General features: G+C 70.4%; 20 protein-coding genes. 15 read left to right on the top strand and 5 right to left on the bottom strand.

The window, feature by feature from the left end; translation table 11 throughout:
• Positions 1-68: 68 nt before the first annotated feature.
• Together BN159_RS12850 and BN159_RS12845 are read right to left on the bottom strand one after the other, a co-directional pair.
• Positions 69-443, bottom strand: coding sequence for a nuclear transport factor 2 family protein (locus tag BN159_RS12850; RefSeq protein WP_015657413.1), 375 nt, complete (start codon positions 441-443; stop codon positions 69-71).
• 24 nt (positions 444-467) lie between these two features.
• Positions 468-1,001, bottom strand: a complete 534-nt coding sequence (locus BN159_RS12845) for a TerD family protein (RefSeq protein WP_015657412.1) — start codon at positions 999-1,001, stop codon at positions 468-470.
• Positions 1,002-1,157: 156 nt separating this feature from the next.
• Between BN159_RS12845 and BN159_RS12840 the strand changes: the two genes are divergently transcribed.
• The 3 genes from BN159_RS12840 to BN159_RS12830 all read left to right on the top strand — a co-directional run bounded on the left by BN159_RS12840 (position 1,158) and on the right by BN159_RS12830 (position 3,471).
• A complete protein-coding gene (locus BN159_RS12840; protein WP_041819183.1) occupies positions 1,158-1,763 on the top strand; it encodes a YdbC family protein in 606 nt (201 codons plus the stop codon).
• Positions 1,764-1,869: 106 nt separating this feature from the next.
• On the top strand, positions 1,870-2,529 hold the full coding sequence (locus BN159_RS12835; protein WP_015657410.1) for a histidine phosphatase family protein: 660 nt from the start codon (positions 1,870-1,872) through the stop codon (positions 2,527-2,529).
• A gap of 12 nt (positions 2,530-2,541) precedes the next feature.
• A complete protein-coding gene (locus tag BN159_RS12830) occupies positions 2,542-3,471 on the top strand; it encodes an ADP-ribosylglycohydrolase family protein (RefSeq protein WP_015657409.1) in 930 nt (309 codons plus the stop codon).
• A 337-nt stretch (positions 3,472-3,808) separates the two neighbouring features.
• On the opposite strand, the gene BN159_RS12825 is transcribed toward BN159_RS12830, so the two are convergent.
• Positions 3,809-5,356 (bottom strand): MFS transporter, encoded by a 1,548-nt coding sequence (locus BN159_RS12825; RefSeq protein ID WP_015657408.1) that lies wholly within the window; start codon positions 5,354-5,356, stop codon positions 3,809-3,811.
• A 184-nt stretch (positions 5,357-5,540) separates the two neighbouring features.
• On the opposite strand from BN159_RS12825, the gene BN159_RS12820 reads away from it, so the two are divergent.
• From BN159_RS12820 to BN159_RS12810, 3 genes are all read left to right on the top strand, one after another.
• On the top strand, positions 5,541-6,164 hold the full coding sequence (locus BN159_RS12820; RefSeq protein ID WP_015657407.1) for a TetR/AcrR family transcriptional regulator: 624 nt from the start codon (positions 5,541-5,543) through the stop codon (positions 6,162-6,164).
• An 82-nt stretch (positions 6,165-6,246) separates the two neighbouring features.
• A complete protein-coding gene (locus tag BN159_RS12815) occupies positions 6,247-6,948 on the top strand; it encodes a ribonuclease HII (protein ID WP_015657406.1) in 702 nt (233 codons plus the stop codon).
• Between the two features lie 68 nt (positions 6,949-7,016).
• A complete protein-coding gene (locus BN159_RS12810) occupies positions 7,017-7,655 on the top strand; it encodes a hypothetical protein (RefSeq protein WP_078598790.1) in 639 nt (212 codons plus the stop codon).
• 270 nt (positions 7,656-7,925) lie between these two features.
• Here the strand turns inward: BN159_RS12810 and BN159_RS12805 are convergent, their stop codons facing one another.
• Positions 7,926-8,552 (bottom strand): hypothetical protein, encoded by a 627-nt coding sequence (locus BN159_RS12805; protein WP_015657404.1) that lies wholly within the window; start codon positions 8,550-8,552, stop codon positions 7,926-7,928.
• A 457-nt stretch (positions 8,553-9,009) separates the two neighbouring features.
• On the opposite strand from BN159_RS12805, the gene BN159_RS12800 reads away from it, so the two are divergent.
• From BN159_RS12800 to BN159_RS12765, 8 genes are all read left to right on the top strand, one after another.
• Positions 9,010-11,163, top strand: coding sequence for a RecQ family ATP-dependent DNA helicase (locus BN159_RS12800; RefSeq protein ID WP_015657403.1), 2,154 nt, complete (start codon positions 9,010-9,012; stop codon positions 11,161-11,163).
• A gap of 154 nt (positions 11,164-11,317) precedes the next feature.
• Positions 11,318-12,934 (top strand): DUF4192 domain-containing protein, encoded by a 1,617-nt coding sequence (locus BN159_RS12795; protein ID WP_015657402.1) that lies wholly within the window; start codon positions 11,318-11,320, stop codon positions 12,932-12,934.
• Between the two features lie 587 nt (positions 12,935-13,521).
• A complete protein-coding gene (locus tag BN159_RS12790) occupies positions 13,522-15,390 on the top strand; it encodes a glycogen debranching N-terminal domain-containing protein (protein ID WP_041821310.1) in 1,869 nt (622 codons plus the stop codon).
• A gap of 163 nt (positions 15,391-15,553) precedes the next feature.
• Positions 15,554-16,312, top strand: coding sequence for an NUDIX hydrolase (locus BN159_RS12785; RefSeq protein WP_015657400.1), 759 nt, complete (start codon positions 15,554-15,556; stop codon positions 16,310-16,312).
• Between the two features lie 137 nt (positions 16,313-16,449).
• Complete coding sequence (locus BN159_RS12780; RefSeq protein ID WP_015657399.1) at positions 16,450-18,282, top strand: ABC transporter ATP-binding protein; 1,833 nt, start codon at positions 16,450-16,452, stop codon at positions 18,280-18,282.
• A gap of 163 nt (positions 18,283-18,445) precedes the next feature.
• Positions 18,446-19,333, top strand: coding sequence for a FadR/GntR family transcriptional regulator (locus tag BN159_RS12775; protein ID WP_078598789.1), 888 nt, complete (start codon positions 18,446-18,448; stop codon positions 19,331-19,333).
• 428 nt (positions 19,334-19,761) lie between these two features.
• A complete protein-coding gene (locus BN159_RS12770) occupies positions 19,762-21,297 on the top strand; it encodes an RNA polymerase sigma factor (RefSeq protein WP_015657397.1) in 1,536 nt (511 codons plus the stop codon).
• A gap of 134 nt (positions 21,298-21,431) precedes the next feature.
• The gene (locus BN159_RS12765) at positions 21,432-22,292 is read left to right on the top strand and encodes a S1 family serine peptidase (RefSeq protein WP_015657396.1); all 861 of its coding nucleotides are present in this window, start codon (positions 21,432-21,434) and stop codon (positions 22,290-22,292) included.
• Positions 22,293-22,393: 101 nt separating this feature from the next.
• Here BN159_RS12765 and BN159_RS12760 read toward each other — a convergent pair whose 3' ends face one another.
• A complete protein-coding gene (locus tag BN159_RS12760) occupies positions 22,394-22,624 on the bottom strand; it encodes a DUF7455 domain-containing protein (protein ID WP_015657395.1) in 231 nt (76 codons plus the stop codon).
• A gap of 439 nt (positions 22,625-23,063) precedes the next feature.
• Here BN159_RS12760 and BN159_RS12755 point away from each other — a divergent pair, with 439 nt between their 5' ends.
• Entirely contained in the window at positions 23,064-25,187 is a 2,124-nt protein-coding gene (locus tag BN159_RS12755; protein ID WP_015657394.1) for a DNA gyrase/topoisomerase IV subunit B, read from the top strand.
• Positions 25,188-25,197: the final 10 nt, after the last annotated feature.

Here is a 25,197-nt window from a genome sequence, read left to right as displayed (position 1 = left end):
CGACTCCCCACTCGGCTGTCATGGCTGACGGGGCTTCTTCTCGCCCGGGTCCCCAAGTGTTCTTGCTATCAGGTCGGTGTCGCAGTACTCGGTGAGCGCCCGCAGTTCGCCGTCCTCGATATGGCACACCCAGCAATACGTGTTGTGGTACGGCTTCCCGTCCGTCGTGGTGGCGCGCCCGCTGCACTCCACGACGACGTGATCGCCCGCGGCGATGAATCGTTGTGGGTGTTCGTGTACGTGTCCGCGAACTGGGCCAGCAGCGGCCGGAACAGCTCCTTGAGAACGGTCTGTTTCCCCTCGTAGGTCCCGGACCAACTCGTCGTACCGATGATCGTCCAGCGGAAGTCGTCGGCGAGACTGTCGGCGAGAGGCATACCGTCCCCTTTCGCCAGCCCGGCGAAGATGCGCTCCATCAGGCGCGTGTTCTCGGTCTCGCTCATGACTCCTCCTCCGCCGCCTGAAGGTCAGGGCTGGTGGGTCTTGCCCATGGCCCGGGTGAAGGTCGCGGGGTCGTCCTCGTAGCCGTAGATGCCGGGGTGGAAGTCCCAGGTGGCGTCCTCCTGGCGGGCGAACTCCGCGACGGTGGCCGCCGTAGCGCCCAGGACGCTGCCGAAGTCGTCCGTGGCCAGGTCGGTGTAGCCCTCGCGGATGCGCAGGCCGGGGTGGATCACATTGACGAAGGTGCGCTCCAAGGACCGCTGCTGTATGACGACACCGACCACCACGCGCGCGTACCGGCTGTCCAGTCGGTTGAGTTCCAGCGTCATGACCTCGTCCCAGCCGAAGCCCTTGCCGTCGTGGCTGTCGCGGTTGAGATAGATGGTGCCGTCGGGGGATCGGCTGTCGAAGTGCACGACGAAGGCCGGATCGCCATATGGGTCGCTCGCCAGGTAGGTCGCGGCGACGAGATCGAGGTCGGTGGGCGGCTGCCCCGGCGGACTCGGGTCCCACTTGAGTGCGATCTCGACCTTACGGATCCCCTTGTTGAGGCCGTTCACCAGACTCCCCTTCCCCGTTCGCCGTTCCGCATGCGGCCTGAACTGCCCGACAGACAAGGCCGGTTGCCCATCCTGCCACGCGCGCGTGTGCCCTTGCGGAGGAGCAGTGAGAGCGAGGGCACCTGTCGCCGTGCTCCGTGGCCGTACCATGGCGCGGTGCTGGTCAAGTGGATTCGCTGCACCGTGGTGGACCGCCGCGGTTTTGAGCGGGGGCAGCGAAAGTGGGCGGGGCTTCTGGGGGAGCCGGGGTTTCGGGGACAGGGAGGTGGCTGGAGCCGTAGCCGTCCGGGGGTGGCGCACATCATCGCCTTCTGGGAGAGCCGCGCCTTCTACGACTCCTTCATGGCGCGCTCCCACGACCGGCTGGCGGCGTCCCAGTCGGGCACCTTCAAGGACGCCCAGGTCAAACTCTTCGACCACCGTTTCGATGTGAAGACCGGTTTCGAGCCGCGCTTCACCGATGTCGATCTGCTCCGCGTCGCGCACTGCCGGGTGCACGAGGAGCGTGCCGAGCACTTCACGCTCATGCAGGAGAAGGTCTGGAACCCCGCCATGGCGGGCTCGCCCGGCATGGTCCGCGGGATGTTCGGCGAGGCGCCGGGCCACGAGTTCCTCGTCCTGTCGATGTGGCTGTCGGCCGCCGAGCACGGCAAGTACCGGGCCGAACGGGTCGAGCGACTGGCCCTGCGCGCTCAGACGGAGGCCGATGTCGCCGCGCTCACCGGGGACATCGTGGAGATGGAACCCAGCTGGACGGTCTGATCATCACGCGCATCTCCGGATGGATCACTACGGGAAAGGTGTGACCTACGCCGTATGGAGCCCGTACGGGTGCTCGATCGGCCGTCACCCGATCTAGGGTTTTGGCATGGCACGACCACGGCGCATCATCCTTGTCCGGCACGGCGAGTCAACGGGCAATGTTGATGACACCGTCTACGAGCGCGAACCCGACCACGCCCTGGCCCTCACCGACCGGGGTTGGGAGCAGGCCGAGGAGACGGGTAAACGGCTGCGCGAAGTGTTCGGCCGCGAGCCGGTCAGTGTCTACGTCTCCCCCTACCGGCGTACGCACGAGACGCTCCGCGCCTTCCATCTGGACCCCGAGCTAATACGCGTCCGCGAGGAGCCCAGGCTGCGTGAGCAGGACTGGGGGAACTGGCAGGACCGCGACGACGTACGCCTTCAGAAGGCCTACCGGGACGCCTACGGGCACTTCTTCTACCGCTTCGCCCAGGGCGAGTCCGGAGCCGATGTGTACGACCGGGTCGGCGGCTTCCTGGAGAGCCTGTACCGCAGCTTCGAGGCCCCCGACCACCCGCCGAACGTCCTGCTGGTGACCCACGGCCTGGCGATGCGCCTCTTCTGCATGCGGTGGTTCCACTGGACCGTCGCGGAATTCGAGTCGTTGTCGAATCCCGGGAACGCGGAGATGCGGATGCTCGTTCTGGGCGATGACGGCAAGTACGTGCTTGACCGGCCTTTCGAACGCTGGCGAGATCCGGAACCGTACGGAATCACCGGATAGAGTGGCAGAGCGATGACCGCTGATTCCTCACCCTACGGGCGCCTGGACCGCGCTCTTGCCAGCCTGCGCGGACTGTCCGTCGGAGACGCGCTGGGCTCCCAGTACTTCGTACCGGCGAATTACCCGCTGCTGAAGCGACGCGAGCTGCCGGACGGCCCCTGGCAGTGGACCGACGACACGGAGATGGCCTGTTCCGTGGTCGCTGTCCTCGCCGCCCACCACCGCATCGACCAGGACGCGCTCGCCCGCTCCTTCGCCGTGCACCATGACTTCGACCGGGGCTATGGCCCCGCTGTGAACCGCCTGCTGCGACTCGTCCGGGAGGGCGGCGACTGGCGTGAGCTGGCCGCGGCGCTCTTCAACGGCCAGGGCTCCTGGGGCAACGGCGCCGCGATGCGGATCGCGCCCCTGGGCGCCTGGTATGCGGACGACCCGGAGCAGGCCACCCACCAGGCCGAGATCTCGGCCTACCCCACGCATCAGCACCGCGAGGCTGTCGTCGGCTCGATGGCTGTCGCCGCCGCGGCGGCACTGGCCGGCGCGCCCGGCGGGCCGGCCAGCCCGGAGGCGCTCCTCGACGGCGTGATCGCGCTCGTCCCGAAGAGCGCGGTGGGCGCGGGGTTGCGCCGGGCGCGCGACATGCTCGACTACGGCGATGCCGCCACCGTCGCGGCCGTGCTGGGCTGCGGGCGGCGGACCACCGCCCATGACACCGTGCCCTTCGCGATCTGGTCGGCGGCACGGTCCCTCGGCGACTACGAGCAGGCGTTCTGGACGACCGCGCAGGTCGGCGGCGATGTGGACACCACGTGCGCCATCGTGGGCGGGGTGCTGGCCGCGAGCAAGGCCGGGGTTCCGCCGACGGAGTGGGTGGAGCGGACCGAGGCGTTCCCGGAGTGGGTTCCGGGTGCCGGCGTGGACACGGAGCGCTCAGAGGGCTGAGGCTGGTGCGGCTTTACGGAGCCCGCCTGTTTCTCGGGCGCTGGTCGCGCCGCCGTCGAGGCCGGTTCGAAACTCTCCGTGCATGCCGGGAACTCTCCGTGACCGTCCCGTCGTTCTCCTGGCATCCGCTGTGTGATCCATGGGGTCACACGGTCGGGTGGGCGAAAGGGGTTCGGGGGTGGAGATGTACGTCGTGCTGGTGGTGCCGGCGCCAGGGCTTGCGCCGTGGCTGGTTGTCGCGTTGCTGGGGTGGGTGCGGGTGGCCGGGCCGTCGCCCTCGCCGTCGGTCCCCCGGGCGAGGCCCGGCCATCCGCGGTCCCTTGCGGCCTTGTCCGGATCAACCAGCGACGGGACCGGCCGTGCCGGACAGAGCCTCCAGGTCGCTTTTGCGGACCTTGATCACGAACCAGGCGGTGGCCAGGGCGAGTACACCCATCGCGGCGGCTGCCACGAAGCCCATCGAGATGCCTTGGGTGAGTACCTCGTGCCCCCAGGGCGCGGGCAATTGCTGGGTCTCGGCGAACTGGGCCTTCTGTTCCGGAGATGCCTCGGCCATGAACTGCGCCACCTGCTTCTCCGCCTCGTCCTTGCTGGCCGAGCCGAACACCGTCGTCAGGATGGACAGACCGAGCGACCCGCCCACCTGCTGCATGGCGTTGAGCAGACCGGATGCCGCGCCGGCCTCGTGCTGGGCGACCCCGGAGACGGCAGTGATCGTCAGCGTCACGAAATTCAGCCCCATGCCGAAGCCGAACAGCAGCATCGGTCCGAGCACGCCGCCCACGTACGAGCTGTCCGCGCTGATGAGGGCCTGCCAGGCCAGTCCGACCACAACCAGCGCCGAACCGGTGAGCATGAACGGCTTGGGGCCGAGGACCGGCAGGAATCGCTGCGACAGACCCGCGCCGATGGCGATGACCACGGTCACCGGCAGGAAGGCGAGGCCCGCCTCGATCGGGCTGTACTCCAGCACGTTCTGCACGAAGAGCACGATGTAGAAGAACATGCCGAACATCGCCGCGGCCAGGCTCAGCATGATCACGTATGTGCCGGAGCGGTTGCGGTCGGCGAACATCCGCAGCGGGGTGATCGGCTCCTTGGCCCGCGACTCGATGAACGCGAAGGCGAGCAGCAGAGGCACTGCGGCGACGAAGGAACCGATGGTCAGGCTGTCGCGCCAGCCCTCGTCGGCGGCGCGGATGAAGCCATAGACGAGGGAGGCCATGCCCAGCGTCGACGTCATCGCGCCCGCGATGTCGAAGCGGCCGGTGTGCCGTTCGGACTCGTTGATGTAGAGCGGGGTGAGCACGGCGATCAGAACGCCGATCGGGACATTGACGAAGAGCACCCACCGCCAGTCGAGCCACTCGGTGAGCATGCCGCCGGCGAGCAGTCCGATGGCGCCGCCGCCCGCGGAGACGGCGGCGAAGACGCCGAACGCCCGGTTCCGTTCCGGCCCTTCGGGGAATGTCGTGGTGATGAGCGCCAGCGAGGTCGGCGACGCGATGGCGCCACCCACGCCCTGGAGCACGCGTGCGGCGAGCAACTGCCAGGGCTCCTGGGCGAGTCCGCCGAGCAGCGAGGCGAAGGTGAAGAGCAGGATGCCGGTCATGAAGACCCGGCGGCGGCCGAGGATGTCACCGGCCCGGCCGCCGAGAAGCAGCAGACCGCCGAAGGTGAGGGTGTAGGAACTGACGACCCAGGTGAGGTCGGTCGTACTGAACTTGAGTGCGTCTTGAATGTGCGGGAGTGCGATGTTCACAATCGTCGCGTCGAGTACCACCATGAGTTGGCAGGCCGCGATGACGGCGAGCGCTATACCGGGTCGGCCCTGCCTGCGGGCCGCACCTGGCTTCTGGTCCTGAATCAACTGAGAGGTTGTCACTATGGGTCCCCCATAAGCGCCTTAGTGAACGCTCGCGTTCACTGTCGCGTCAACGGTAGTGAGTCCCCTGTAGTGAACGCAAGCGTTCACTTCACCTGTCGCCGCGTGGCGTTCCCCCTGTCGCTGCCGCGCGGTCTCCCCGTATCCCCCCGAAACCCCGCTTCTTTGCTCGCTGGAGACACTGATGGTTACCTCGCGCTGGACGGCCGCCCCCGCTCAGGCGGCCTCGATGCGCCGGCGCGGCGCCGTACTGGAACGCGCCATCCTCGACGCCACGCTGGAACAGCTCAGCACGGTCGGCTGGAACGGCCTCACCATGGAGGGCGTCGCCGCCGGCGCCCAGACCGGCAAGGCCGCGGTCTACCGCCGCTGGCCCTCCAAGGAAGATCTCGTGGCCGACGCACTGAAGTCCGGACTGCCGCGTATCGACGCCGTGCCGGATCTGGGCAGCGTGCGGGAGGACCTGCTCGCACTGTGTCGCCTCGCGCGGGAGGCCATGTACTCGCGCCCTGGTTTCGCGCTCCGTGCGGTCATTCACGAATGCGATCAGATCCAGGCGGAGCGGTTCCACAGTGTGATCTTCGACGGTGTCGTCGAGCCGACTCTCAGACTGCTGCGCGAGGTCATCACCCGCGGAATAGAGCGAGGTGAAGTGCGCTCCGACGCGGCCAACGCGTGCGTCTTCGATGCCATCCCGGCCATGATGATGTACCGGTCCAAGATGCGCGGAAGCGAATGGGACGACGAGGAGCTGGCGGAGATGATCGATCAGCTGATGCTGCCGCTGCTCAGGCCGAGCGAGGGCTGACCGTGTGTGGCGGGGGCCGTGACGCCGGTGGGGGAAACCGGGGTACCGCTGGGTGATCCGGGCGGCGTACGCTAAGGGCGCCATGCCGTACGAACCACCTACCCACACCGTCGAGCGCTCCCTTCGCGCAACGACCGGAGCGAAGATCATTGCCGGTGTCGACGAGGTGGGGCGCGGCGCCTGGGCCGGGCCCGTCACCGTCTGCGCGGCCGTCACCGGATTGCGTCGGCCCCCCGAGGGTCTCACCGACTCCAAGCTGCTCACCGTCAAGCGGCGCACCGCGCTGGCCGTGGAGTTGGAGAAGTGGGTGACGTCGTACGCGCTCGGTCACGCCTCGCCGGAGGAGATCGACGATCTGGGGATGACGGCCGCGCTGCGACTGGCCGCCGTGCGCGCCCTGGAAGCCCTGCCGGTCCGTCCGGAAGCCGTGATCCTCGACGGCAAGCACGATTACCTGGGGGACCCCTGGCGGGTCCGTACGGTGATCAAGGGTGACCAGTCGTGCGTGGCGGTCGCGGCGGCTTCGGTGATCGCCAAGGTTCAGCGCGACAAAATGATGGCCGAACTGGGTATCGACCATGCAGACTTCGGTTTTGCGGACAATGCCGGGTATCCGTCACCCGTGCACAAGGCCGCGCTGGAGGAGCGGGGACCCACCCCGTACCACCGCTTGTCGTGGGCGTATCTTGATGCGCTGCCCCAGTGGCGGCACCTCAAGAAGGCCCGCAGCTGGGCGGAACGGAGCGTTCCGGCGATCGAAGGCCAGCTCGGCTTCGATTTCTGACCGTTTCGTTCGCACTCATGTGCCCCCCGTTCACGTGAGCCGCACCAACGTTTGATAAATATCAGCCCATGCCTCTCATTCCCGAGGAGCCTCAGATTCACGAGAGTGCCCAGGGTCCCCGCGCCACACCGGCCAGTGGCCGCACCGCGCCGACCCCCCGTCCCGTACCCGGTCCGCGTCCCGCGGCTCCGTCGCGTCCCGGCCGTCCCGGGCCCCCGCGGCCCACGGCGCCGACGCAACGCACGCCCCGTGACGCGGCCGTGGCCAAGCCCGGACCCTCCGGTCCGGCTGCCCCCGTCTCCGCACCGGCTGCGGCGACTCCGCAGATCCAGCTGATCCCGGCCTCGGCCGAGGGTGCGCTCGATGCTGCCGAGGAAGCCGTCGACCTGCTGCTGGAGTCGGGACGTGCCCCTGGTGATGTGCTGGTGATCACCACCGGCGAACAGCACCCGTGGGCGGCCCATGAGCTGTCCTTCGGCGAAGCCTCCTACTGGGGTCAGCACGACGCGGGCGACGACGTCTTCTATGCGGACGCCGCCGTCGCGAGCCGTGCGGCCTCGCGTGCCGTGGTCGTGGTCGCCGTCAACGGCGGATCCGACACCGCTGCCGCCACCGCCCTGCCCCTGGCCCTCGGCCGGGCCGGCGCCCTGCTGATCGTCTGCGGCGACCCGCAGCAGATCAACTCGGTGCTGGGCGCGGGCGTCTGAGCCGCTTCCGGTTCATCCGGGAGCGGTTGGTCGCCGGTGCTGCGGTGGTACCAGCACGGTGCGGACTTCGGCGTGCGCGCGTGAGCGTGCGTCCGGGGCGGCCGCGTTCGGCTGCCGTCGTGGGGTGCGCGGCTCTGGTGGGCCCTTGTGGGGTGCATCGGTGCGCGGTCGATCGATGGCCGTAGGGGTGTCCGGTGGGACGTACGGCTTGCTGCCGCTTGTGATGGCAGCGGGGAAACGTTCCGCCGATGGTGGTCGTGGGCGGTCCGCTCAGCGGGCCGCGGCGCGGCGCAGCAGCTCCGAGGTGGCGCCGCCGGTGCGGGGCAGCGGCGGCGGTGACTCGGAGGTGGCGAACGGCTCCGGAGTGGAGTCCACGCTGGGGCGGCGCCCACCGCGCCCTTCGCCCAGCACCTGCCAGCCGTCCCGCGTCAGCGTGATGTACGCCCCGCAGCGCAGGCCGTGCAGCGTGCACGCGTCACGCAGGCCCCACATCCACGCCCCGTCCTCCTCCGTCCAACGCGCGTCGCCCTCACGGCAGTAGAGCAGGACGGCGGTGCGCACGGGCGTGCGGCGGCGCAGGTCGTGCGGGATGACCCGGCGCAGCTGGTCGAGCAGGACGTTGCGGAACATCCAGCCGTCGGCCGGGGCCGTCCGCCGGGTGAACGAGGCGCTCGCCCGCAGGCGCTCGTCCGGGTCGAGCACGGCCACGATCGCGGTCGCCGGTTTGGGGCGGTGCCGGGAGTGCAGTCCGCTGACGACCTCGCGGGGGTTGCGCAGCAGGGGGATCTCGGCGGCGGCCCACTCGGCGGGCTCCAGCACCCGGCCCACTGTGGTGGCGGACAGGTCGTTGGAGGTTGACGTGGATGCCGCGGGGGACGGAGCGAATCCGAAGGTCACGGTCCTCCCTTCGGCTACGCGCCCACACTGCGGGCGGGGTGGATTCGGGGGAGCGCGCACCACAGCGGAGCCCTGCCGGACCACGGGCGAGCCGTGCGGGGAGCGGACCTCAATTCTTCCTGTCGAACTTGGTTGCGGCAACGAGCAATTGGGACGCCCGACTGATATAGGATGGTGTGCGTCTTATATCCCTACCCTGTGATCCACCTGCTGACGCGTGAGGCGCGTAGGTCGTCCGAGAGCGAGGCGGCAGGAGTGGGCGAATAGCCAGTTCTCGGTGCGCTACAGAGCTTCCGGCCTTGTGAACCCGGTCACCGATGATCTTGATGAGGCTTCCCAGGCGATCTCCTGCGCCAACCATGCCGATCGTGCGCCCACGCGCGCGGGGCCGCCGCTTCGGGCGACCCGCTAGGGGCCGGAGTGGCTGACTGTCAGTGCCATCGGGTTGCATGGGGGCATGGACGAACTGGAACTCCGTGCCGAAGCCGATGCCATCCTCGGTCAGCTGGTGGGCGACCCGGGAGGCTCCGCGCGCCTGCGGGAGGACCAGTGGCAGGCCGTGGCCGCGCTGGTGCGGGAGCGCAGGCGCGCCCTGGTGGTGCAGCGCACCGGCTGGGGCAAGTCGGCGGTCTACTTCGTCGCCACCGCCCTGCTCCGCCGGCGCGGCTCCGGCCCCACGGTGATCGTCTCGCCACTGCTGGCGCTCATGCGCAACCAGGTCGGGGCGGCGGAGCGGGCGGGCATCCGGGCGCGCACCATCAACTCGGCCAACCCCGAGGAGTGGGACACCATCCACGACGAGGTCGAGCGCGGCGAGACCGATGTGCTCCTCGTGAGCCCGGAGCGCCTCAACTCCGTCGACTTCCGCGACCAGATGCTGCCCAAGCTCGCCGCCACCACCGGTCTCCTCGTGGTCGACGAGGCGCACTGCATCTCCGACTGGGGCCATGACTTCCGCCCGGACTACCGCCGGCTGCGGGCGATGCTGGCCGAACTCTCTCCCGGTGTGCCCGTACTCGCCACCACCGCGACCGCCAACGCGCGCGTGACGGCCGATGTGGCCGAGCAACTGGGCACCGGCGCCGGAGAGGCCCTGGTGCTGCGCGGCCCACTGGACCGGGAGAGCCTGCGACTCGGCGTGGTCCAACTGCCGGACGCCGCACACCGTCTGGCCTGGCTGGCGGAGCACCTGGACGAGCTGCCGGGCTCGGGGATCATCTACGCCCTCACCGTCGCAGCGGCGGAGGAAGCCACCGCCTTCCTGCGGCAACGCGGCTTCGCCGTGGCCTCCTACACCGGGCGCACGGAGAACGCGGACCGGCTCCAGGCCGAGGAGGATCTCCTCGCGAACCGGGTGAAGGCCCTGGTGGCGACCTCCGCGCTCGGCATGGGCTTCGACAAGCCGGACCTGGGCTTCGTGGTCCACCTCGGCTCGCCCTCCTCGCCGATCGCCTACTACCAGCAGGTCGGACGTGCCGGCCGAGGCGTCGCCCACGCCGACGTCCTGCTGCTGCCGGGCAAGGAGGACGAGGCCATCTGGCGCTACTTCGCCGACACCGCGTTCCCGCCCGAGGCCCAGGTCCGACAGACCCTCTCCGCCCTCTCCGGGGCCGGACGGCCCCTGTCCGTGCCGGCCCTGGAGGCAGCCGTGGAGCTACGGCGCAGCCGCCTGGAGACCATGTTGAAGGTGCTGGACGTCGACGGCGCGGTCAAGCGCGTCAAGGGCGGCTGGATCGCCACCGGGGCGGACTGGGCGTACGACACCGAACGCTATGCCTGGGTAGCCCGACAGCGAGCCGCCGAGCAGCAAGCCATGCGCGAGTACGCCGGCACCTCCCGCTGCCGCATGGAGTTCCTGCGCCGACAACTGGACGACGAGGGCGCCACCGCATGCGGCCGGTGCGACAACTGCGCGGGCCCGTGGACTGATTCCACTGTTACGGAGGAGGCGCTGACGGGCGCGACCAAGGAGCTGGACCGACCCGGGGTCGAGGTCGAGCCGCGCCGGATGTGGCCGACCGGGATGCCCGCCCTGGGCATCGACCTCAAGGGACGGATCCCGGCGGGCGAGCAGTGCTCCACCGGTCGAGCCCTGGGGCGGCTCTCGGACATCGGGTGGGGCAACCGCCTGCGCCCGCTGCTGGCCGAGAACGCGGCGGACGGTCCGGTCCCGGACGACGTCCTGCGGGCGGCGGTGGCCGTTCTCGCCGACTGGGCGCGGTCACCGGGCGGTTGGGCGTCGGGCGGGGAACAGGCGTCGGCCCGGCCGGTCGGTGTCGTGGCGGTGCCGTCCCTGACGCGGCCGCAGTTGGTGGGCACGCTGGCCCAGGGCATCGCGGACATCGGGCGGCTGCCGTTCCTCGGCGCGCTGACGCACACGGGTCCGGAGCATGCGGTGCGGCGCAGCAATTCGGCGCAACGGCTGCGGGCACTGTCGGATGCGTTCAGCGTGTCCGGGGAACTGGCCGAGGCCCTGGGCAACTCGCGCGGTCCCGTGCTGCTCGTGGACGACTACACCGACACGGGCTGGACTCTGGCGGTCGCGGGTCGGCTGCTGCGGCGGGCCGGAAGCGGCGAGGTGCTTCCACTGGTGCTGGCTGCGGCGGGCTGAGCCTGCGCGGTGGCCTGGGCGGCGTGCTCTGCTTCACGCTGAGCGGAGACTCCGCCGGTACGCCGAGAGCCGCACCCTGTGGAATTGCCATGTCCCTGCTCCGAGTTATCCACAGGGCAAAGCGGAAGATTGCGATCCGCGAGATCGTCTTGCCATGACGAATCACGGCGAAACCGCTGGAAACCCTGAGAACAGCGACATCGTGGGGCACGGGACGCACCCCGCGAACCAACTCGACTGCACCACCTACGAAGGCCACGGCGGCGAACAGCAAGTCACCCTGCGCACCCCGGCCGAACTGGCCGACGCACTGCCGTATCTGCTGGGCTACCGCCCCGAGGACAGCATCGTGCTGGTCGCCCTGCACGACCGGGACGGCCGCGGCCGCTTCGGCGGGCGGGCTCGGCTCGGCATCCCCACCAACCCGGACGACTGGCCGTCCGCGGCCCGGCAGTTGGCCCACGGACTGGTCACGGGCAGTGAACGCCGGGGCGCCCGCCCCGAGCAGATCGTGGCCTTCCTCTGTCAGGAGCCCGCAGCGGGCGAGTCCGGCCGACAGGTCATGGAGCGCCTGCGCCCCCTGGCACAGAAACTGCGCGTCGAGAGCGGTCACCTCGACGTACCGGTGATCGAGGCCCTGTGCATCTCGGAAGGCCGCTTCTGGTCGTACTGCTGCGCCAACGAAGGCTGCTGCCCGCCGGACGGCACCGTGATGGGCCTGCCCGGCACCTCGGTACTGGCTGCGGCAGCCACGTACGCCGGGCTTCAGGTCCGCGGCACCCTGCGTGAGCTGCGCGCCAGGCTGTTCCCCTGGGAGACCGGAGCCGCCCTGGAACAGGAGGTCGCCCTCGACACCGCGGGCATGGCCCTGGTCCCACGGATCCTCGAAGACGCATCCCGCGCGGAGGTCGCGGACGAGACCCTGGAACTTGCGGAGCGGATGATGGAGCGCCTCGCCGAAGCACCGTCCGTCTCCGGCACACTCACCGCGGACCTCCGCGACGACGACCTCCTCACACACGACGAGGCGGCCCGGCTCATCCTCGGTCTCCAGGACCGCACGACTCGCGACCGCGCCGCCGCGTGGATGGAGGGCGACGAGGCAGGCCCGGCGCTGCGTCTGTGGCGAGCCCTGGCCCGCCGTTGCGTCGGCCCCTACGGCGAGCACGCCGCGGCGCCCCTCACTCTCGTCGGCTGGGTCGCCTGGTCCACGGGCGACGAACTGGAGGCCCGCGAAGCACTCGCCATGGCCCTCGGCGCGGACCCTGACTACCTGTTCGCCCGCCTTCTACATCAGGCCTGCAATGAGGGACTGGACCCGGAGTCGATCCGACGCTGCTTGCGCGCGGAGCGCGGGCGGGCGGTCCCGAACAGCGGAGCGGCCCTTACCGGCAGTGGACCTGACACCGGTTCGGGCGACGGCTCGTCATCACGACCTGCCGATGGATCGCCGGTGTCACCGACCGAGGGTTCGCCGGTGCCACTGACCGATGGCTCGCCGTCGCAGCCTACGAACAGCACGTCGCCCCAGCCAGCCAGTGCGCCCTCGCGACCCAACCACGGTTCAGCGTCACGACCCGCCGACAACTCGGCGTCAGCCCCGGTCGGCAGGGCGGGCCGCCGGCCCAGGACCAGGGTGCCGCGCCCCCGCACCCCGGCGGGCGGCACGCACCCCGGCGCAACGCGCAAGCCCCGGCCCACGCGTGCCTCGGGGAAGCGCCGCGGGAGTTGCCAGGAAGGTACGAACACGGCACCCGAGGGGGATGCGTGATCACGGGCGACGCGCACCTCAGCGACCCCCGTTCGCCCGGGTCACCCGCTTCCGGGCGTGACCCCGAGAAGCGTCACCCCGTTCACCTGAGTGGCGGAACGCCTGCACGGGCCGTGCCGCCGGCCTGCCCAGGTATCCCCGGATCCCCCACCCGGCGCCGAACACGCCCCAGGCGCACAGAGCGCAGAGGAAGCCGCCCCATGCACCAGCCGACTCCGCCCTCCAGCGCCGACGACCGCCTCCCCGGATCCCGGTCCAAGCCGCCCTCCACCGCCGACGACTACCGCCTGCCCGGACTTCGGTCCAGGCCGCCCTCCACGGCCGACGACGTCGGCCTGCCCGGATTCGGATCCGAGCCGCCTTCCCCAGCTGACGTCATCGGCCCACCCGGCACTCACCGGCCCCCGCCGCCCGGCGCACCCCCACCCCTGCCTCCCACAGCAACGACCCGCCGCACCCCCCTCCCACCACACCCCGGATCCCCACCAGGAGCCCCGCCCCGACGCCCCTCCGACCTACCCCCCACCCACACCGCCCTCATCTGTGTAGCCGTCCCCGGCCTCGCCGTCTCCACGGAGCGCGCACAGCTGACCGGTGAGGGACTGGAAGGGTTCTACCGAGCGGGCCGACGACTGCTCTCCCGGTGCCACGTACGAGTCGCCGGTCGCGAACCGCTCCCCGTGCACGCCCGCATGACAGCCGCGGACCGAGCACGTTTCGTGGGAACCCTCCGTGCCTCCCCGGACGCGGGCCCGGATCCCGACGTCACCGTCGAGCGCGTCCGGCGGGCGGACGGCACCGAGCGGATCACCCTCCACAGCGCGGCCCCTCGCCCCCTGCGCCTGCCCCTCGAGGTCGCCCTGGGGACAGATCTGGCCGACCTCAGCGCCATCGCCTCCGGCAGAACCGGCCCCGAACTACCCGCCACCGTCCACGACTCCGGCCTGCGCTGGACGAGCCCTACGGGAAGCTCGGCCGTCACCGCGGACCCGCCACCCACCGACGCCCTGGCCTCCGCAGGCCTGCTGCGCTGGGAGATCGAACTGCCCCCCGGCGGCAGCGCGAGTGTGGAGCTGAAGGCACGACTGGACGGAGAAGGCCCGCTCCGGGCCGTGGCCCAGGCATCCGCGACGACGCCGCTCGCCCCCGCCCGAGCCGCGGGCGACCACCCAGGCGCGGCAGCGCTCCTGCGCTCCTGTGTCGACGACCTTCACGCCCTCCTGCTGCGCGACCCCACCCACCCCACCGACACCCACCTCGCCGCGGGAGCACCCTGGCGGTGCGGCCTGGCCCCCGCCGAAGCCCTCGCCGCGGCCCGCATGACACTGCCCCTGGGCACCCGTCTCGCCGCGGGCACGCTCCGCACCCTGGCCCGCACCCAGCTCACCGACGGACCGCGCTCCGGCATGATCCCCGGCCCGCGCCGGGACGCGGGCCCCCACCTGCCACCGAGCTGCACGGCCACGGAAGCCACTCTGCTCTTCCCCGCACTCCTCGCCGAGGCCCGACGCTGGGGGCTCCCGGAAAGGGAGACCGAGGAACTGCTCCCAGCCGCAGAGCAATGCCTGACCTGGCTGCGCACGACCGTCGGCGAGGGCACCTACCTCAGCGACCCACACCCCGGTGGACCGCAACGCTGCGAAACGCAGGCCCATGCCCACCGTGCGGCCCGGCTCGGCGCCGATCTCCTGGACGCCTTCGGACGACCGGGCGGCCCGGGGCTGCGGCAGTGGGCGAGAAGTCTGCGGGCCGCGTTCCAGCGGGACTTCTGGATCGACGACCTCGGCGGCGGCAGGCCCGCGGCGGCCCGGGCCCCGGACGGACGGCTCGTACCGCACCTGGGCGCGGCCACCGCCCACCTCCTCGACACCGGCCTGCTGGGCGGCGGCGAACGAGCACCCGGACTCCTCGACAAGGTGCAGACCGAGCAACTCGCCCGACTCCTCGGCAGCCCGATGATGGACTCCGGCTGGGGACTGCGCGGACTGGCCGCGAAGGAGCCGGGATTCAACCCCTTCGGCCACCGCAGCGGAGCCGTACGCACCCACGAGACAGCGATCGCCGTGGCCGGTCTGATCGCCGCCGGATACGAGAAGGAGGCGAGCGGGCTGCTGCGCGGCGCACTGGCGGCGGCCGATGCCTTCGACCACCGCCTGCCGGAGATGTACGGGGGAGAGCAGCGCACCGACGGCAGCGCACCGATCCCGCACCCGGCGGCCTGCCGCCCGGCCGCCGCGGCCGCCGCGGCCGGGGTACTGCTGCTGACCAGCCTCGCAGGAATCCGCCCCGACGCCCCCGCGGGCACCGTCACCCTCCGCCCCGCCGCCAGTGCCCCGCTCGGGGAGATCGTCCTCACCGGACTACGGGTCGCGGGCGCCCCCTTCTCCGTACGGATCGGCCGCCTCGGCCTCGCCATGGTCGAGGAGGCCGCCGACGGACTACAGCTGGGAGTGTGACCTCGGACGACACCCCACACCACGACACAGCGCAGGCCCGGCACGGAGCGAAGTCGATCAGTTGACGACACTGAGGACGCCCGGCACGAAGCGAACTCGATCAGCGGTCGATGCGACCGGCGAAGGGAGTGTTTATCGTCAGGCAGACGACTATGATCGCCGCATGCCCTACGACCCGTCAGCCTTTCCGCCCTTCGCCGTCACCGTGGACCTGGTCGTGCTGACCGTGCGCCGCCATGCCCTGTGCGCGCTGGCGGTACGCAGGGGGGAACCGCCGTTCCAGGGGCGCTGGGCGCTGCCTGGCGGATTCGTACGGGCCGACGAGGACCTGGCCCAGGCCGCGGCACGTGAACTGGCCGAGGAGACCGGAATGCGCGCCCACGACCCCGCCGTACCTGTCCAGGACAACGGTGCCCACCTGGAGCAGCTCGCCACGTACGGCGACCCCAAGCGGGACCCGCGCATGCGCGTCGTCAGCGTCGCCCACCTCGCCCTTGCCCCCGACCTGCCCGCCCCCCGTGCGGGCGGCGACGCCAGCAACGCACGCTGGGCACCGGTCGAGGAGCTGCTCCAGCAGGGCGGCTACGGCCGCGACGGCGAACCTCTCGCCCCGCTCGCTTTCGACCACGCACAGATCCTCGCCGACGGGGTGGAGCGCGCCCGCTCCAAGATCGAGTACTCCTCGCTGGCCACCGCCTTCTGCCCCACGGAGTTCACCGTCGGCGAGCTGCGCCGTGTCTACGAAGCCGTCTGGGGCGTCGCCCTCGACCCCCGCAACTTCCACCGCAAGGTGACCGGCACTCCGGGCTTCCTCGTGCCCACCGGCGGCACCACCACCCGTCAGGGCGGACGCCCCGCCCAGCTCTTCCGGGCCGGCGGCGCGACCCTCCTCAACCCCCCGATGCTCCGCCCCGAAGTCTGAGGCGAGCACCGGGAACCCGAGCGGGGACCGGGCCCCCGAGCGAACGGCGAACAGGGATCCGAGCGCGCCTACTGCCGCGCGTGGAGCGGGCCTTGCTATGCCCGGAAAACCGGACATAGCGCGCTATCTTGCTTCGGGTGATCCAGGCCTTCGGACTGACCAGCGACCCCCGCAAGGAGCTCCCGCCGGCCGTCGACGACGTCTCCTTCGAGGCGCGCGCCGGCCGAGTGACCGCGCTGCTCGGCACACCCGGAGCGGGCAAGACGACAGCACTCAGACTCATGCTCGAACTCCAACAGGGCCGTGGACTCACCCACTTCAGAGGCCGCCCCCTGCACCGGATCGCCCACCCCTCCCGCGAGGTCGGCGTCCTTCTCGGCGATGTGCCGGGCCATCCCGCCCGCACCGTCCGCGGACATCTGCGCATGCTCTGCGCCGCCGCGGGCGTCCCCGTCCGCCGCGCCGACGAAGTCCTCGAAGTCGTCGGCCTCGTCAGCCTGCGCGACGAACGGCTCGGCACCCTCTCCCGCGGCATGGACCGCCGCCTCGGCCTGGCCGGCGCCCTGCTCGCCGATCCGCACACACTCGTGCTCGACGACCCCGCCGACGGCCTCTCCACTCGCGAGAGCCGCTGGCTGTACGGGGTCCTGCGGGCCCACGCCGGCCAGGGCGGCACCGTCCTGCTGACCACGGCCGACCCCAAGGAAGCCGCCCGCACGGCCGACCGAGTCATCACCCTCGACCAGGGCAGACTCGTCGCCGACCAGGACGCCGCCGACTTCTCCCGGACCCGCCTGCGCCCGCGCGTCGCCGTGCGCACCCCGCACGCCACCCGCCTCGCGGCACTCCTCGCCAAGGACGCCCGCACGGCGCAGCGCTCGGTGGAGATCGTCCGCGAGAACGGCAACCGCCTCTCCGTGTACGGCAGTACCTGTGCCGACATCGGCGAGATCGCCTTCCGGCACAGCGTTCTCGTACACCAACTCGCCGACGAGGTGGGGGACATGGGGCCCGGGGCAGCGGGCGACCACGACCGCGAGGCCGAGCAGGTGCCCCCATCGTCCGATGGCCCGGACGACACACAACCCCAGGAGGCCGCCACCGAGGGGTGTCCCCTCGGTTCGCGGAATCCGAGCGATTCCCCCTCTCCCCCCCTCCCCCTTCCCCCTCCCTCCCACCCCCCCATCTCCGTCCGCTCCGCCCCCAGTCCCCTCCGCCCCCTCCGCTACGAACTCCGGCGTGCCGTCGGTGTGAGTACCGGATTTCTCACCGCCGCCGCCGTGCTCGTCGTCTCCGTCCTCACCGCTCTGGTGCTCGCCCGGGTCGGGCACACCCCGCAGGAGCGGCTGCTGGCGGCCTGGCCGCGGGAGCTGCCGTTGCCGCCCGCTGCGCTCGGGGCGGGGCTGCTCGGCGCGCTGGCCTTCGGGGACGAGTTCCGGCACCCCGCGCTGGCGGCGGACCGCGGCACGGTGCCGCGCAGGCTGGGACTGCTCGCGGCCAAGCTTCTTGTGTCCGGGCTGACCGCGGTGGGGCTCGCCGTGGTGACGGTGGGGTGCGATGCGGAGGCGCTGTATCTCGTATACGGACGGGAGGTGGCGGAAGTTCCCGTGGAGTGGCTTTCGCTGAGCGCGAGTTGGGTGGGGTTGGTGGTGGGGTGCGCCTGGGCGGGGGTGCTGGCCGCCGGGGTGTTCCGGTCGACGACTGCCGGGCTCGCCGCAGTGGTCTCGGTGCCCGTGCTTGTCGTACCGCTGGTGCACAAGGTTCTGGACGGCCCCGGCGTGCGGTCGGCGGCGGGATTTCCGTTGCGGGTCAGGGAAGTGCTGCTGGCGCAGTGGCCTTTCGGGGGAGAGCGCTATCTGGCCGGAGTCGCGCGGGTGGTGGCTCAACCCGTGGGCGGGGCACTGGCGTTGTCGCTGACCACTCTGCTGTGCGCGTATCTGCTCACGACCCTGCGTAGCAGGGTCCGATGACGACCGTCCGCGCCCATTCGATGCCTGTAGTGCGCACAACTCCCCGTGGAAAGCCCATTTCTTTCCGATAAGGCGTCAATTGCGACGGGGTGAGCGATCACCCTTTCGTGTGCTTTTCACCAAAGACCTCAAGGGAGTTGGAGAGGTCGCCGACAAAGGATCCGTGAGTACCCTTGCGCACACCATGATGACCGCCGCCCGCGCCGCCGACTCCGGTCTCGTCGGCCCGGGCGAACTCGACCGCTACCCCTACGCCGAGGCCCCTGTCGCCGACCGCGTCGGACCCCCCTCCTGGGAGGGCGCGGAGCCGGAGCTGGGCCGCGTGGGCCGGCGTGCCGCGGGCAGCCGCGGACGCGGACTGCACGGCCAACTCGTCCAGCAGCTCGGCCAGATGATCGTCTCCGGCGACCTGGGTGCCGACCGCCCGCTGGTGCCCGAGGAGATCGGCCAGCGCTTCGAGGTCTCCCGCACCGTCGTCCGTGAGTCGCTCCGCGTCCTGGAGGCCAAGGGCCTGGTCAGTGCCCGGCCGAACGTCGGCACGCGCGTGCGTCCCGTCAGCGACTGGAACCTCCTCGACCCGGACATCATCGAGTGGCGGGCCTTCGGGCCGCAGCGCGACGACCAGCGGCGTGAGCTGAGCGAGCTGCGCTGGACGATCGAACCGCTCGCCGCGCGCCTCGCCGCGGGGCACGGCCGGGAGGACATCCAGCAGCGGCTGGCCGACATGGTCGAGATCATGGGCCACGCCCTGGGGCAGGGCGACGCCCTCACGTTCTCCCGCGCGGACGCCGAGTTCCACTCGCTGCTCATCCAGGTCGCCGGCAACCGCATGCTGGAGCACCTCTCCGGAATCGTCTCGGCAGCGCTCCAGGTCTCCGGAGGTCCGGTCACGGGCTGTGACCGGCCGAACGAGTCGTCGCTGGCGCACCACGCCCGGATCGTCGACGCCCTCGCCGCCGCCGACGGTGCGGCGGCGGAGACGGCGATGCGGCAGCTGCTCACCGTCCACCCAGAGGTGGAGCGCGTGGTGCCCGCCCCGCGCGAGCACTGACGCGCCCCGCGGGCGGCGCGGCCGGGGATGCCTCCCCCCTCCTGTGGCATCGCTCGGCCGGCGAACCGCCTCCCGTCGGACCCCGCAGGATCACCCGGATCCTGCGGGGTCCGACGGTGCGGCGAGGCGGCGGCACCGGCGGTCCACCTCGGGCCAGACCCTCCAGCTGACCTCATCTGTCCATATCTGACAGTTTTTGAGTGCTTACGGGGTGTGACTCGGGCCACGCAGATTGGGCGTAACGCTCGCGGAAACTGCGCGATGACCTAAGAGGTGACAGCCGCGGAGGGAATACGGACGCCATAGAAGGCGCTGTGCATCTTCCCGGCCCCCGCCCGCACCGTCGGCCCATCCCCAGGTCGGTGGTCGGCTCCTGTCCGCTGTGGACGGGGCCGGAAGCCGTTTTCCAACGTTCCGAGAGGTTGTTCGTGTCGGCCAGCACATCCCGTACGCTCCCGCCGGAGATCGCCGAGTCCGTCTCTGTCATGGCGCTCATTGAGCGGGGAAAGGCTGAGGGGCAGATCGCCGGCGATGACGTGCGTCGGGCCTTCGAAGCTGACCAGATTCCGGCCACTCAGTGGAAGAACGTACTGCGCAGCCTCAACCAGATCCTCGAGGAAGAGGGTGTGACGCTGATGGTCAGTGCCGCGGAGCCCAAGCGCACCCGAAAGAGCGTCGCAGCGAAGAGTCCGGCCAAGCGCACCGCCACCAAGACGGTCGCGGCGAAGACGGTGACCACCAAGAAGGCCACCGCCACCGCCACGCCTGCGGCACCCGCCGCCGACCCGGCCGTCGAGGACGAGGCACCCGCGAAGAAGGCCGCTGCCAAGAAGACGACGACCGCCAAGAAGGCGGCCGCGAAGAAGACCGTCGCCAAGAAGACGACGGCGAAGAAGACCACCGCCAAGAAGGACGACGCCGAGCTGGCCGAGGACGAGGTCCTCGAAGAGGCCAAGCCCGGCGAGGGCGAGCCCGAGGGTGCCGAGAGCGCCGGCTTCGTACTCTCCGACGAGGACGAGGACGACGCGCCCGCCCAGCAGGTCGCCGCCGCCGGTGCCACCGCCGACCCGGTGAAGGACTACCTCAAGCAGATCGGCAAGGTCCCGCTACTCAACGCCGAGCAGGAGGTCGAGCTCGCCAAGCGCATCGAGGCCGGCCTGTTCGCCGAGGACAAGCTGGCCAACGCCGACAAGCTCGCGCCCAAGCTCAAGCGCGAGCTGGAGATCATCGCCGAGGACGGCCGCCGCGCCAAGAACCACCTCCTGGAGGCCAACCTCCGACTGGTGGTCTCCCTGGCCAAGCGCTACACCGGCCGCGGCATGCTCTTCCTGGACCTCATCCAGGAGGGCAACCTCGGTCTGATCCGCGCGGTCGAGAAGTTCGACTACACCAAGGGCTACAAGTTCTCCACGTACGCCACCTGGTGGATCCGTCAGGCGATCACCCGCGCGATGGCCGACCAGGCCCGCACCATCCGTATCCCGGTGCACATGGTCGAGGTCATCAACAAGCTCGCGCGCGTGCAGCGCCAGATGCTCCAGGACCTGGGCCGCGAGCCCACCCCGGAGGAGCTGGCCAAGGAACTCGACATGACCCCCGAGAAGGTCATCGAGGTCCAGAAGTACGGCCGCGAGCCCATCTCGCTGCACACCCCGCTGGGCGAGGACGGCGACAGCGAGTTCGGTGACCTCATCGAGGACTCCGAGGCCGTCGTCCCGGCCGACGCGGTCAGCTTCACGCTCCTCCAGGAGCAGCTGCACTCCGTCCTCGACACCCTGTCCGAGCGCGAGGCGGGCGTCGTCTCCATGCGTTTCGGTCTCACCGACGGTCAGCCGAAGACCCTCGACGAGATCGGCAAGGTGTACGGCGTGACGCGTGAGCGCATCCGCCAGATCGAGTCCAAGACGATGTCGAAGCTGCGCCACCCGTCCCGTTCCCAGGTGCTGCGCGACTACCTCGACTAGGTCGCGGTCCTACGACGCCGAAGGCCCGGTTCCCCACGCGGGAGCCGGGTCTTTGCGTTGCCCGCGCGGGTGCGGGGTGCGGCGGTGTGGATCACGCTGGGTCTTCCAAGGACACCCCTGAGTGAGGAGCGCGCATGCGTCGTCCCCTGGTCCGGGCGCTGGCCCGGCCACTGGTCCTGGCTGCCGCCGCAGCCGTCATACCCTTGGCGTCCGCCGCACCGGCCACCGCCGACAGTGTCATCGTCGGGGGCTTCCCCGTCGATGTCTCCGACAGCCCCTGGACGGTGGCGCTGTCCAGCCGTGACCGGTTCGGGGGTACGCGCTCCGGGCAATTCTGCGGTGGCGTGGCGGTCGGCCCGTCCACCGTGCTCACCGCGGCCCACTGCATGGGCGAGGACGTCCTCGGGGCGCCGCCGGACCAGCTGGACGACCTCAAGGTCATAGCCGGCCGCACGGACCTGCGCACGGGCGAGGGGCAGGAGATCGACGTACGGGAGACCTGGGTGAATCCGGGGTACGACGATGTCACCAATGCCGGGGACTTCGCCGTGCTCACCCTCGCCGAGCCGCTGCCGCGAGAGTCGGTGATCGCGATGGCGGCGGCGGGGGACCGGGCGTACGAGCCGGGGACGTCGGCCATGGTCTACGGGTGGGGTGACGCGACCGGGGGCGGCGACTACGCGGACGGTCTGCGGGCGGCGCGCGTGCATGTGCTCTCGGACAGCCGCTGCGAGCGTGCCTATCCCGGCGGCGGTGACAGTGCCTATCTCGCCGACAGCATGCTGTGCGCCGGTGAGGTGCTGGGCGGGCGGGACGCCTGCCAGGGGGACAGCGGAGGGCCGCTGGTCGCCGAGGGGCGGCTGATCGGGCTGGTGTCCTGGGGGAGCGGCTGTGGCCGCCCGGGCAGCCCCGGGGTCTATACGCGGGTGTCCGATGCCCTGGAGAAGCTGGGCTGGGACGTCGGCGCGGCGCGAGGGGCGCATACGGCGCCCTGAGCGACTCCCCTACGCGTACGGGCGGCTGCCCCTGGAAATCAGGGGCAGCCGCCCGTACGCCGGCCTAATGCCTGGAGGTGGCTCGTCGTGGACGCGAGTTGTCAGCGCTCATCTTCGGAAGCGGTGGCGGGAACGGCCGTCAGCCGCTCCGTCTCGTCCTGTATCTCAGCGGCGATCTTCTTGAGTCCCGGCTCGAACTTGCGGCCGTGGTGGGCGCAGAAGAGCAGTTCTCCGCCGCTTGCCAGGACGACGCGCAGGTATGCCTGGGCGCCGCAGCGGTCGCAGCGATCGGCGGCCGTCAGCGGGCTCGCGGGGGTCAGAACAGTAGTCACGTCGCCTCTTCTCTAGCTCGACGAGCTGTCGTACCAGGGTCAACATCCAACCAGCCCGAAAACGTTCCCGCTCGTGGCTTTTCCTTGAAAAATCTTTCCAGGCGGCTGGCTGCTGCCGGTTGGCGGCGAATGTGCCGTATTGCGTGTCTGTGTGTCTTACGGGTTCGCGCTGTCGGTCGGTGTCGGTCCCTCCGGCTGGATTGCCGGTTTGTTCATGAGGACGTGCCCGGAGCCTAAATGGTTCATGCCTGGAAGGGAACGTGATATGTACTTCACTCCATCGAGGGATCGAACATGCATACGACTCTGGACTAGTCTGCCAACAGACGAGGGTGGCGTTACATCGGCTCTACCAGGCCTCGGTACCCTCTGAGCGGCAACCGAAGCCACGCCCTTACCCACAAGGGCACCATCTGAAATTCAGCGAGGAGCGAACCGCGTGACCGCCGAGACGTCCGTGCCGTCCACAGCGCTGCTGGCAGGAGCAGACCGGGACGGTTCCAACTACACCGCGCGGCACCTGCTCGTCCTTGAGGGCCTCGAAGCCGTGCGCAAGCGTCCGGGTATGTACATCGGCTCGACCGACAGCCGCGGCCTGATGCACTGCCTCTGGGAGATCATCGACAACTCCGTCGACGAGGCCCTCGGGGGCTACTGCGACCACATCGAGGTCGTCCTCCATGACGACGGCTCGGTCGAGGTGCGCGACAACGGCCGTGGCATCCCTGTCGACGTCGAGCCCAAGACAGGCCTGTCCGGCGTCGAGGTCGTCATGACCAAGCTGCACGCCGGCGGCAAGTTCGGCGGCGGCTCCTACGCCGCCTCCGGCGGCCTGCACGGCGTGGGCGCCTCCGTGGTGAACGCCCTGTCCGCGCGGCTGGACGTCGAGGTGGACCGCAATGGCCACACCCACGCGATCAGCTTCCGGCGCGGCGTGCCGGGCTCCTTCGCCGCCACCGGCCCCGACGCCAAGTTCGAGTCCACCAGCGGGCTGCGCAAGGCCAAGAAGATCCCCAAGACCCGCACCGGCACGCGCGTGCGCTACTGGGCCGACCGTCAGATCTTCCTGAAGGACGCCAAGCTCTCCCTGGAGAACCTCCACCAGCGCGCCCGCCAGACCGCCTTCCTGGTGCCCGGCCTGACCATCGTCGTCCGCGACGAGTTCGGCCTCGGCGAGGGCGGCAGCAAGGGCGAGGAGTCGTTCCGCTTCGACGGCGGCATCAGCGAGTTCTGCGAGTACCTCGCCACCGACAAGCCGGTCAACGACGTCCTCCGCTTCTCCGGCCAGGGCACTTTCAGGGAGACCGTCCCGGTCCTGGACGAGCACGGCCAGATGACGCCCACCCAGGTCACCCGCGAACTCGACGTCGATGTCGCGATGCGCTGGGGCACCGGCTACGACACGACCCTGAAGTCGTTCGTGAACATCATCGCCACCCCCAAGGGCGGCACCCATGTCGCGGGCTTCGAGACCGCCGTCACCAGCACGCTGAACGAGGTGCTGCGCGCCAAGAAGCTGCTGCGCGTCGCCGAGGACGACATCGTCAAGGACGATGCCCTGGAGGGCCTCACCGCCGTCGTCACGGTGCGTCTGGCCGAACCGCAGTTCGAGGGTCAGACCAAGGAGGTCCTCGGCACCTCGGCAGCCCGCCGCATCGTGAACACCGTGATCACCAAGGAACTCAAGGCGTTCCTGACGTCGACCAAGCGGGATGCCGCCGCACAGGCCCGGGTGGTCATGGAGAAGGCGGTCGCCGCGGCACGCACGCGTATCGCCGCCCGCCAGCACAAGGACGCGCAGCGCCGCAAGACTGCCCTGGAGTCGTCCTCCCTGCCCGCCAAGCTCGCCGACTGCCGCAGCGACGACGTCGAGCGGAGCGAGCTGTTCATCGTCGAGGGAGACTCCGCGCTCGGCACCGCCAAGCTCGCCCGGAACTCCGAGTTCCAGGCGCTGCTGCCGATCCGCGGCAAGATCCTCAACGTCCAGAAGTCCTCCGTGACCGACATGCTGAAGAACGCCGAGTGCGGCGCGATCATCCAGGTCATAGGAGCCGGCTCGGGCCGTACCTTCGACATCGACGCGGCCCGCTACGGCAAGATCGTGATGATGACCGACGCCGATGTGGACGGCTCCCACATCCGCTGCCTGCTGCTGACGCTGTTCCAGCGCTACATGCGGCCCATGGTCGAGGCGGGACGCGTCTTCGCCGCCGTACCGCCGCTGCACCGCATCGAGATCGTCCAGCCCAAGAAGGGCCAGGACAAGTACGTGTACACGTACTCCGACCGCGAACTGCGCGACAAGCTCATGGAGTTCCAGAGCAAGGGCATCCGCTACAAGGACTCGATCCAGCGCTACAAGGGCCTCGGCGAGATGGACGCCGACCAGCTGGCCGAGACCACGATGGACCCGCGCCACCGCACCCTGCGCCGGATCAACCTCTCCGACCTGGAAGCGGCCGAGCAGGTCTTCGACCTGCTGATGGGTAACGACGTGGCGCCGCGCAAGGAGTTCATCTCCTCCTCGGCGGCGACGCTGGACCGCTCCCGCATCGACGCGTAGGACCCCGGAC

The organism is Streptomyces davaonensis JCM 4913 (assembly GCF_000349325.1).
GTDB lineage: Bacteria > Actinomycetota > Actinomycetes > Streptomycetales > Streptomycetaceae > Streptomyces > Streptomyces davaonensis.
This window is presented reverse-complemented; position numbering and strand designations above follow the sequence as displayed.